Source organism: Bradyrhizobium sp., from assembly GCF_049581145.1.
Lineage (GTDB): Bacteria > Pseudomonadota > Alphaproteobacteria > Rhizobiales > Xanthobacteraceae > Bradyrhizobium.
Genome location: NZ_JBAURI010001061.1, coordinates 1 through 11,108, shown reverse-complemented (window position 1 = coordinate 11,108; position 11,108 = coordinate 1). Strand labels below are relative to the sequence as shown.

The 11,108-nt window shown below is 64.7% G+C and carries 5 protein-coding genes and 1 pseudogene; all 6 read right to left on the bottom strand.

Annotated elements, in window-relative coordinates; genetic code table 11:
• A pseudogene (locus tag WCB02_RS34300) lies at positions 1-942 on the bottom strand (vitamin B12-dependent ribonucleotide reductase); the annotation flags it as partial.
• Between the two features lie 754 nt (positions 943-1,696).
• Complete coding sequence (locus WCB02_RS34295) at positions 1,697-3,055, bottom strand: sensor histidine kinase (protein WP_423965558.1); 1,359 nt, start codon at positions 3,053-3,055, stop codon at positions 1,697-1,699.
• A gap of 146 nt (positions 3,056-3,201) precedes the next feature.
• A complete protein-coding gene (locus tag WCB02_RS34290) occupies positions 3,202-6,360 on the bottom strand; it encodes an efflux RND transporter permease subunit (protein WP_423965556.1) in 3,159 nt (1,052 codons plus the stop codon).
• Positions 6,357-7,610: an efflux RND transporter periplasmic adaptor subunit gene (locus tag WCB02_RS34285; protein ID WP_423965553.1), complete on the bottom strand. Its 1,254-nt coding sequence runs from the start codon at positions 7,608-7,610 to the stop codon at positions 6,357-6,359. The genes WCB02_RS34290 and WCB02_RS34285 overlap by 4 nt, the downstream gene beginning before the upstream one ends.
• A 501-nt stretch (positions 7,611-8,111) precedes the next feature.
• Positions 8,112-10,358 (bottom strand): CHASE3 domain-containing protein, encoded by a 2,247-nt coding sequence (locus tag WCB02_RS34280; protein ID WP_423965550.1) that lies wholly within the window; start codon positions 10,356-10,358, stop codon positions 8,112-8,114.
• Positions 10,359-10,893: 535 nt separating this feature from the next.
• Positions 10,894-11,108: BA14K family protein (locus WCB02_RS34275; RefSeq protein WP_423965548.1), on the bottom strand; the 215-nt coding region annotated here is incomplete at its 5' end.

Here is an 11,108-nt window from a genome sequence, read left to right as displayed (position 1 = left end):
GTTGATCTTGGAGCCGGTGACGAGGTTGGCGACCTTCTGCTCCTCGAGCACCTTCCAGTCGATGAACTGCTCGATATCGGGATGATCGACGTCGAGGATCACCATTTTCGCCGCCCGGCGCGTGGTGCCGCCCGACTTGATGGCGCCCGCGGCGCGGTCGCCGATCTTGAGAAAGCTCATCAGGCCCGACGACTTGCCGCCGCCGGACAGCCGTTCGCCTTCACCGCGCAACTTTGAAAAATTCGAACCGGTGCCGGAGCCGTATTTGAACAGCCGCGCCTCGCGCACCCAGAGGTCCATGATGCCGCCCTCATTGACGAGGTCGTCCTCGATGCCCTGGATGAAGCAGGCGTGCGGCTGCGGATGCTCGTAGGCCGATTTGGATTTGGTCAGCTTGCCGCTTCTGTAGTCGACGTAATAATGGCCCTGGCCGGGACCGTCGACGCCATAGGCCCAGTGCAGCCCGGTGTTGAACCATTGCGGCGAGTTCGGTGCCACCATCTGCCTGGCCAGCATGTAGCGCAGCTCGTCGTTGAAGGCCTGCGCGTCGTCCTCGCTGGTGAAATAGCCGCCCTTCCAGCCCCAATAGGTCCAGCAGCCGGCGAGGCGATCGAACACCTGCCTGGCCGAGAGCTCGCTGGTGTAGCGCTCAGATTCGGGCAGCGCAGCCAGCGCCTCGGCGTCCGGCACCGAGCGCCACAGCCAGGACGGCACGGTCTCCTCCTCGACCTTCTTCAGGCGGGTGGCGACGCCGGCCTTGCGGAAATATTTCTGCGCCAGCACGTCGGAGGCGACCTGCGACCAGAACTCGGGCACCTCGACATTCTCGAGGCGAAACACCACCGAGCCGTCAGGGTTGCGGATCTCCGATGTCGTCAATCTGAAATCAATGCCGGCATAGGGTGACTGGCCTTGAGTGGTGTTGCGGCGTTCGATTCGCATTGGTCGTGCCCCGTCTTCTTGGCCGCTGGCCGCATCTTGCGGATCTGGCGGCTTCATTTCCATTGAGCGAACCTTCCTGGACCGCGGGCAAACCGCGGTCAGACCGTTCGCAAGCGCAGACCGGTGAACCCGGCCCAATCTCTCTCCAGGCGACATCGAAAGATCGATCTCGCCCCGGCACGTCCCCCCAGAGAAACCTGCGGGCGAAACCCGCCAGCTTCTCTTTGGTTTCGTGCGTCCAACGCCCCCACGCTTCGGGCCCTTGCCGGCCTCTCCCGCGGTGTCTCCGAACCCGACGCCAGGGCACACAAGCCCTGCACCCGTTGCCTCGACCGGCCGACGGAGTGGTCATTTCGGAACCCTTTGGGAGCGACCGGCGGGGACCCAGACACACTCGCGCCGAACAGAGGGGAAGCTAGGACGACTCCGTCGCGCCCGTCAAGGATTAGTACGAGTTCCTGAATCAAACACTAAATATGGTGGAAATCTCGGGAAAACAGGGGCCAGCGCCGCGCCTGTCTGGGCCGTAACTATCGGTGAGTCCTGCGGGATTCCCAAGGGAAAAAATTGTGCGGGGCGGCAGCCGGACGACTTCCCCCGTTGTTCACAGGGCAGGCTCGGGCCCGTACCCGGCCGGGCGTGTGAGTCCGGGCAGCCATGTCTCACAACCGGCTTGTGCCGCGATGGGCGAGGGGCAAGGACCTTCCCGATTCTCGCGCCGATGTCTCCCACCGGCTTCTTGCCGCCGCGGTGATCAGGCGGCCAGCGGCATGGTGATGACGAAGCGCGCGCCGGGCCAGTCGCGGTCGACACCGAGCGTGCCGCGCAATTGCTTGACCAGCAGGCCCACCACCTGCATGCCAAGCCCCTGGCTCGCATCGAGATCGAAATCGCCGGGCAATCCTGGGCCGAAATCGGACACCGTGACGCGCAATCGCGCGTCGGTGAAGCCGACGTCGATCAGGATCGGACATTCCGCCGATGGCTTGGCATATTTCAGCGCATTGGTGACGAACTCGACCACGATCAGGCCGAGCCAGATCGCCTGTTCGGCCGGAATATCGGCCGTGATGGCGCGGACCCCGATCAGCGAGCGCAGCTCCTCCGGCAGCGAAAACGCCGCCACGTCGTCGCACAGCTCGCGCAGATAGCCGCCGATCGGCAGCCGGCTGCAGGCCTGCGATTTGTAGAGGCGTTCGTGGACGCGAGCCACCACCAGGACCTGGTTGGCGGCCTGCGCCAGGAGATTGCGCGTGGTGTCGTCATAGCCCAGGCGCTGCTGCTGGAAGGTCATCAGGTTGTAGACCAGCCCCAGGCTGTTGCGCGCGCGGTGATCGACCTCGCGCATCATGATGTCCTTGGCGGCGAGCTCACGGTCTTTTTCGGAAAGCCTGAGGTCGCGCTCGCGCACCACGCGGTTGAGCGATTGCGCGGCCATCACCACCAGCAACGTGATGATGGCGGCGGACAGGCACAGCGTCGGCAGCAACAGCCTGAACAGCCTGTCGGCCCGCGCCGAGCGCGCTTCCAGCAGTGCATCCTCGTGTCTGCGCATCTCGCCGATCAGCAGCGAGATCTGGCCGGCATCGGCCGACAGCAGCGGCGCCAGATTCCGTCCGACGCCGGAGTCCGGATCGGAGGCCGCGACGCGGTCGATCAAGTCGAGATAGTGATCTGACAATTCCGACAGTCGGGCCAACAGCTCCTGCTGATGCGGACCGTCGGCGATCAGGTGAACAATCCCGTCAATATCCATGCGGATGTTGTTGCGGATGACGATGAAGCGAAGCCCCTCGTTGGGATCGCGGCTGACCCGTTGGGCTTCGGTGACCTGTTGCAGCTCCAGGAGATCCCAGACAACCTTGTCGACCGCGAGCTGCACCTCACGCGTACGCAGCACCCAGGCCCGGGCGTCGTTGGAGCGTTCGGTGACCAGGATGCTCAGCGTGAGGCCGGCAAGGGCCAGCACGATGATGGCGGCGAACTGGACCAGCGTGCGGCGGCCCAGCAGCCAGCGCGAGACGCCTGGTCCGGTCGTTGCCAAACGCAAGGCGCTGACAAGCATCGTGTGATCGCCCTTCGTTCTGACCCGAAACACCTGCGAATCGCGCATCCACGTCAAAATAGAATCACGGGAAGCCCCGAGATTCCAGCCTAAATATCTGGACTCGTTGGGAAAGTGCTCTTTCTGCACGCTACCGTGCGCGGAGCCGAGCCAGCGGCCTGGCAGATCGGGACCGGTCGCGAAGGACGCCAGTTTCAGGCGCGCGGCGAGGGATGCTCCGCCGGCGGATGGGCCGGCTTGTCTTTCGACGGCCGCTTCACGGCTTCGCGCCAGCCCTGGAACGTCACGTAGAGCATCGGCACCAGGAAAATGCCGATCGAACTCGCCGCCAGCATGCCGCCGAACACCGCGGTGCCGACGGCCCTGCGGCTGATCTGCGCCGCGCCGGTGGCGATCACCAGCGGCAACAGACCCAGGATGAAGGCGATCGACGTCATCATGACGGCACGGAAGCGCATCTGCGATCCCAGCACCGCGGCCTCCACGATCGGCATGCCGGCTTCACGCTGGTCCTTGGCGAACTCCACGATCAGAATGCCGTTCTTGGCCGCGAGCGCGATCAGCACCACGAGTCCGATCTGGCCGTAGAGATCGACGTTGAGGCCGGCGACCTTGATGGCGAGATAGGAGCCGAGCACGCCGACCGTCACCGCCAGCAAAACCGGAATCGGAATCATCCAGCTCTCGTAGAGCGCAACCAGGAACAAATAGGCGAACAGCACCGCGAGCCCCAGGATGATTCCGGTCTGTCCGGACGCCGCCTGCTCCTGGTAGGCCGTCCCGGTCCATTCGTAGGAATAGCCGGCCGGCAGCGTCGACTTGGAGAGCTGCTCCATGGCGGCGATCGCCGTTCCCGACGAGACGCCAGGCGCGGGTCCGCCGTTGATCGTCACCGAACGATAATTGTTGTAGCGGGTGATGACCTGCGGTCCGGTCACGATCCGCAGACTCGCGATCGAACGGATCGGCACCATCTCGCCCTTGCTGTTGCGCACATAGATCTGCCAGATGTCGGGAATGTCGCCGCGGTCGGCCGCCTCGCCCTCCACGTTGACCTGCCAGGTGCGGCCGAACATGTTGAAGTTGTTGACGTAGATGCCGCCGAGCGTGGCCTGCAGCGCGGTGAATACGTCGCTCATATTGAGGCCGAGGGCCTGCGCCTTGGCCCGGTCGATGTCCAGATAGAGCGATGGGTTGGTCGCCGTGAAGGTCGAGAAGACGCGGGTCAGCCGCGGGTCGCGGTTGGCCGCAGCCACCAGGCCGCCCATCACGCTGCCGAGCGCGGACGGATCCTGTCCCTCCAGCGCGTCGAGTTGATACTCGAAGCCGCCCGAGGTCGACAGCCCGATGATCGGCGGCAGGTTGAAGGGCAGGATGTTGGCCTGGCGAATCTGCGTTCCTTCGCCAAAGGTCCGCCGGATCGTCGCCTGCACGGACTCCGCCGCGCTCTGGCGATCCGCAAACGGCTTCATGCGCGCGACGATGAAGGCGGAATTCGGCTCGTTGCCGCCGTCGAGCAGCGAGAAGCCGATGATCGCGAGCACGTGCTCGATCTGAGGCATCTTCTTCAGCAGCGTTTCGACCTGCCTGGCGACTTGGCTGGTGCGCGCCACGGAGGCACCATCGGGCAATTGCACGGCGATGAAGAACGCGCCCTGATCTTCCTCGGGCAGAAATCCCGTCGGCGTGATCCGCGCCAAGCCGAACACGCCGCCGGCAAACACCAGCACCGCGACCAGGGACAGGACGGCGATCCGCAACGTCCGGCGCACGATGCTGGCGTAGCGGTCGCGAACCCAGTCGATGCCGCCGATGACGCGCCCCATGACGCCGCGCCGCGGTCCGGTGTGCCGCAGGAACACCGCGCAGAGCGCCGGCGACAAGGTCAGCGCGTTGAGGGCCGAAATCACCATGGCCGCGCTGATCGTGACCGCGAACTGGCGGAACAGCGTTCCCGAAATGCCGGGAATGAAGGCGATCGGGACGAACACCGAAAGCAGCACCAGCGAGATCGCGATGATCGGCGCAGTGATCTGCGCCATCGCTTTCTTGGTGGCCTCGGGCGGAGAGAGATCGGGCTCCTCTTCCATCACGCGTTCGACGTTCTCGACGACGACGATGGCGTCGTCGACCACGATGCCGATCGCGAGCACCATGGCCAGCAGCGACACGGTATTGGCGGAATAGCCGAGCGCCAGCAGCACCGCGAAGGCCCCGATCAGGCTGACCGGCACCGCGACGGCCGGAATGATCGTGGCGCGCAGGTTGCCGAGGAACAGGAACACGACGATCACGACCAGGACGAAGGCTTCGCTGAGCGTCTTCAGCACCTCCCTGATGGTGTCGGACACGAACGTCGTCGAGTCGTATTGAACGAGATAGGTCAGGCCCGGCGGGAAGCGCTCCGACAGTTTGCCGAGCGCGGCCTGCACCGCGTGCGCCGTCGTCACGGCGTTGGCGCCGGGCGCGAGATAGATGCCGATCGGGACGCCGGGATTGCCGTCGATCCGCGATTCGCTGTCCATGTTCTGCGCGCCGATCTCGACCCTCGCGACGTCCTTGATCCGGAGCACCGACCCGTCCGGATTGGCGCGGAGCACGATATCGCCGAACTGGGCCGAGGTGGTCAGGCGCCCCTGGGTCTGGACGTTGAACTGGAACTGCTGCTGATCGCTGATCGGGCGCGCGCCGATCCGACCAACCGGCGCCTGCACGCTTTGCGCGCGGATCGCCGCGATCACGTCCGATGGCGCGAGGTTGAGGCTGGTCAGCCGCTGGGTGTCGAACCAGATCCGCATCGAATAATTGAGCTTCGCAAACAGCGTCGCTTGCCCCACGCCGGGCGTGCGCGAAATCGCATCCAGCACGTTGATGATGGCGTAGTTGGTGATGAACAGCGGATCCTGTTTGCCGTTGTTGCTGTAGAGCACGATGAACTGCAGCACGGCCGACGATTTCTTCTGCACGGTCAGGCCTTGAGCCTGAACTTCGGTCGGCAATTGCGCGAGCGCGCTCTGGACGCGGTTATTGACGTTGACCGTATTGATGTCCGGATTGGTGCCGAGCGCGAACGATACGGTCAGCGTGTAGCTGCCGTCATTGCCGCTGGTCGACTTCATGTACAGCATCTTGTCGACGCCGACGACCTGCGCCTCGAGCGGCTGAGCGACGCTGGATTCCACCACTTCGGCGGAGGCGCCCGGAAAATTGGCCGTCACCGTCACCTGCGGCGGCACGATATCCGGGAACTGCGCGACCGGAATCTGCAACAGGGCAAGCGCGCCGGCGATGGTAATGACCAGCGCGATGACGATCGCAAGCCGCGGGCGGTCGACGAAGACGGAGGAGATCATGGAGCTGTGCCCGCGCTCTTCGGTCCGATGCCGTCGCTGTCCTGTTGCGTGCGTGGATCGTCCGCGGTGCCCTTCATGCTGGACTGCAGCAGCGCGCTCGCCGGTCCCGGCGACACCGGCTGTCCAGGCCGCACGCGCTGCAGCCCCTCGACAATCACCTTGTCGCCGAGCGCGAGGCCGTTGGTGACCGATGCGATGGTGGCGGTGGATTGCCCAAGCTCGATGCGGCGCTGTTCCGCCTTGTTGTCGGCGCCCAGGATGTAGACATACTCGCCCTGCTGGTCCGACAGCACGGCCGCCCGCGGGATCGCCAGCACCTCGACCGGCTCGACGCCCTCGAGCAGCACGGTGACGAATTCGTTGTCCGTGAGTTCGCGTACCGGGCCCTGGGTCTTGGACGGGGCATAGAGCGGGGGGTTGGGGATCGAGCCTCTGAGCGTGATGGTGTCGGTATTCTGCGCAATGGTGTTGTCGACGAAGTTCAATTGGCCGACCTTGTCGTAGAGGCGGCCGTCCGGCAAGCGGATGCGGATCACGACCGCCTTGAAACCGCCGCGCGTGGCGTAGCGTTCGCGCAGGGTCAGCGCCTCGCGCACCGAGACCGGGAAGGTCACGTACATCGGATCCTGGCTGACGATCGTGGTCAGAACGCCCGAGGTCGGCGAGACGACGTTGCCCTGGGTCACCGCGGTGCGGCCGACCTTGCCATCGATCGGCGAATGAATCTGGGTATAATCGAGATTGATCTGGGACAGATCGACCTGCGCCTGGGCGGCCTGAATCTGGGCTTCGAGGCTCTGCTGAGTGGCAAGCGCCGCATCGTAGGTCGATTGCTGGCCGGCCGGGCCGCCCAACAGGGTTTTCGCGCGCTCGGTGGTCAGCTTGGCGTTGACAAGGGTGGCCTGCAACTGCGCGACCTGTGCCTTCTTCGCCTCGAGATCGGCTTCGAACGGGCCGCGCTCGAGCTCGTACAACAGATCGCCGGTCTTCACCTCGGCGCCTTCGACAAAGTCCCGCTTTTCCAGAAAGGCGGTCACCCGCGCCACCACGTTGACGCGGTTGGTCGACTCGATCCTGCCCAAGAACTCGCTGGATTGGGTAATGGGCCGCTTCATGACATCCATCACGCCGACCGCCGGCGGTGCTGCTGGACCCTGCTGGGCCTGTGCCGGCACCAACGCTTCGATCGCGGCCAGCGCCAATGTGACGGCGCCCATGGTCCAGCCGATCGTCATTTTCGCAACGCTCATGGCCTAGGACCGACCATCTTGATGCGTCACCGTTGTCCGCCCGTGCCTTTCTCCCAAGCCAGACTGCATCTGCGTATCCGTCTCCATCGTTGAATCGCCGTTGCGGAAGATCATGGCGCAGCCGTCGTGCGGCGAAAATCGGCCGAATGAGGCATCCCGCCCGATACCATTGAGCAATGTCATGCTCGCGACGGTCGACGAAGCCCGTGGCGCCGAAGTCGCCAGCCCGATCACGGCGAGACACTCCGTATCAACGTCATGGCAATCGTCGCGCGATGCCGGAAATCGGTTATCTCACCGGGTCAAAGGTGGTGTCAACAAGCCCAGGCGCCGGCGGGCCCTGCCTGCGGGTCATCGCGCAGGTTCCTGTCACGCAAGTTTTTCTTGCCATTTTCTCTCGCCGATTCTTACGGCATTTTTTCTCGGCGTTGTCCGGCCCGGGTCCGGATCGCCCGCGGGGCGAAGTCCCTCGACCGCTTCCGGATTCATCGCCTCACGCGCTCATTCGGTCTGGTGCGTCAGGCGGTTCTGCTCGGCGGCTCCGGTCTGGACGGAATCGTCGAGCGCGAGGCGGATCATCTGCGCGAGCTGCGCCTTGCGGTAGGGCTTTGACAGCAGCAGCACGCCCTCGTCGAGCCGGCCGTGATGCACGATCGCATTCTCGGTATAGGCGGAGGTGTAGAGCACCCTGGTGCCGGGACGGCGTCGTGCCACTTCGTCGGCAAGCTGCGGGCCGTTCATGCCGCCGGGCATGATGACATCGGTGAACAACAGGTCGAAGCGCTGGCCGCGGTCGACATGCGACAGCGCTTCCCGACTGTCGCAGGCAGAGACCGTGTTGTACCCCAGGCTGCGCAGTTCGGAGATCACGAAGCGTCGCACCAGCTCATCGTCCTCGACGACGAGGATGGTTTCGTCTCCGGCGGAAATCGACGCGGGCTCGGCTGTCCGCGCTTGCACGGTGCCGGCGGTCGGGGGCAGATACAGCCGGATCGTGGTGCCGTGGCCTTCCTCGCTGTAGATCTTGATGTGGCCGCCCGATTGCTGCACGAAGCCGTAGACCATGCTGAGCCCGAGCCCCGAGCCCTTGCCGACCTCCTTGGTGGTGAAGAACGGCTCGAACACCCGGTCGCGGACGTCCGGCGGCATTCCGGTGCCGGTGTCGCTCACGGCGAGCATGACATAGGAACCGGGTACGACGCCGGGATTGGCCTGCGCATAGGCTTCATCGACCACGACGTCGTGGGTTTCAAACAGCAGCTTGCCGCCGCGCGGCATGGCGTCCCTGGCGTTGATCGCCATGTTGACCAGCGAATTCGCCAATTGGGCGGAATCGATGTGCGCGGTCGCGACCCCGGCTTCCAGCGCGGCCTGGATCTCGATCTGTTCGCCGAGCGTGGGGCGCAACAGCTTGGTGATGTCGAGGACGACGGCGTTGACGTCGACGTCTCGCGGCCGCAGCGGCTGACGGCGGGCGAACGCCAAAAGATGCTGGATCAGCTCGGTGCAGCGATCGGCGGCCTCATTGATCAGTCCGGCGGTTTCGAGCGCCTCCGGGCGGCCCTCGAGCTCGGCCATCAAGATCTCGGTCGTGCCGGTGATGACGGTGAGCATGTTGTTGAAATCATGCGCCACCCCACCGGTGAGCTTGCCGAGCGCCTCGAGCTTCTGGGCCTGCTGCAGCTTGCGCTCGATGTCCTGCACATCGCTGATGTCGTGGAACACGATGGAGGCGCCGCTGATCCGGCCGGCGGCGTCGCGCAAGGGACGGCCGCTGACCACGGCATGGACCGGTTTGCCGCCGTCCATCGGACGGACGACGACTTCCTTGCGGTCGACATGTTCGCCGCGCAGCGCGCGCGTCGACGGTCTCTCGTCGACCGTCAGCGCTGTCACCCCGTCGGGTCGGCAGAACGCGTTCCTGATCCAGAGATCGGCGATCGTCATGCCCGAGCCGTAGCCGAGCATCTGGGTCGCGGCCGGGTTCGACAGCACCACGGCGCCGTTGGTATCGATCACCAGCACCGCTTCGGCAATGCTTTTGAAGGTGTTTTCCAGCACGGAGGCCGAGTGCCGGACCACCTCCTGCTGCGCCTGCGCCACGGCTTGGCTGGCGCTCAACGAATCTTCCAATTTGCGGCGCGAGCGGTAGGCGCCGCGGATCATGATGAAAGCCAGGATCAGGATCAGCGCCACGCCGGCGAGATCGACGGCCAACAACAGGCTGCGGCTCGCCTTTGAAGCGGCGGTTCGAATGGCCAGCAGCCTGCGCTCCTCGGCGGTCATCCTGTCGAAGCTCGCGGTGAGCGATGCCATCACCGCGCGGCCCTCCGCCTTGGACATCAACTCGGCAACGGCGGCGGAATTGCCCAGGGAGTGGAGGCGAAGCAGCTCGGCGAGAATCGCGAGCCGGCGATCGATGACGCCCTCGATGCTGCGCAGTTCTGCCGTCTGACGCGGATCGTCGCTGATCGTCGCCAGCAGATCGGCAAATTCCGTGGGAATCCGGGCGTTTGCCGCGCGGAACTCGTCGATGAAAGCCTGATCGGAGGTGAGCGCGAAGCCGCGCGAGGCGCTTTCCGCGCCGCGGAGGAGCCGGCGCAAGTCCGAGATCTTGTTCAGGACGTCCAGCGTGTGATCGACCCAGGCCGCGTCACTGCGCGACTTGACGTCCATGCCGATTGACGCCGCGCTGATCAGCAGGAGAATGGCAAGCCCAATTCCGAGAGTGACGCGTTGCGACAACATCAAAACCCTATCGTCCTGCGAGACATGCGATCGCAGGCGAGTTGGCGAAGCGTCCGTCGACCGCCGTGCGGAACTGAGCGGGTACGAGCGGCTGCTGCAGCGCGAATGGCGCCGAGATCGAGCGTCATACGCTGTAGATTGGCATGCACACCTCGCGTCGTCGCGGCGCAAGACAACGGAGCCTATGCGATGTGGCTATTCTTCCGGTCCCGGCCGCATCCGGCGGCAACGGGCCAGGCGAATCGCCCTGGTTACATTATGCAACGGAAGCTGGCTCTCATCTGCACGCCGCTGGGCAGAACCGCACCGGAGGACTCCGGTAAAAGGCAGTCCCCGCGAGATTTGCATGCAGCTATGCGTGCTTTGGTGCATAAGGCGAAGCGCGCGTCGGTTCACGCCGCCCGGCATGATCACGTGCTGAACAGGAGCGAAGGTTCGCCGCTCCCGACGCGCGAAAGCGCTTCGCGGTCGTTGCCCGCAAAAAAAGCGGCGCATGTTGATGCGCCGCCTTCTTGAATCCAATTCTCGACTCGGACTACGGGCAGGGGTGCCGCAAGCCGTCGTAGCCGAGATAGGTTCCCGAAGCTGGATCGTAGGAACGGTAGCGCTGCGCGCAATAGCTCGCGTCGCCCGAGACGCCCGGGACCACCGCGACCACGCCGTCGTCGGGATAGCCGTTGTCGTAGTAGTCGTTGTCGTAGTAGCCCGGACCGTAATAGTCCGGTCCGCCATAATAGGCGTAGGAATCGC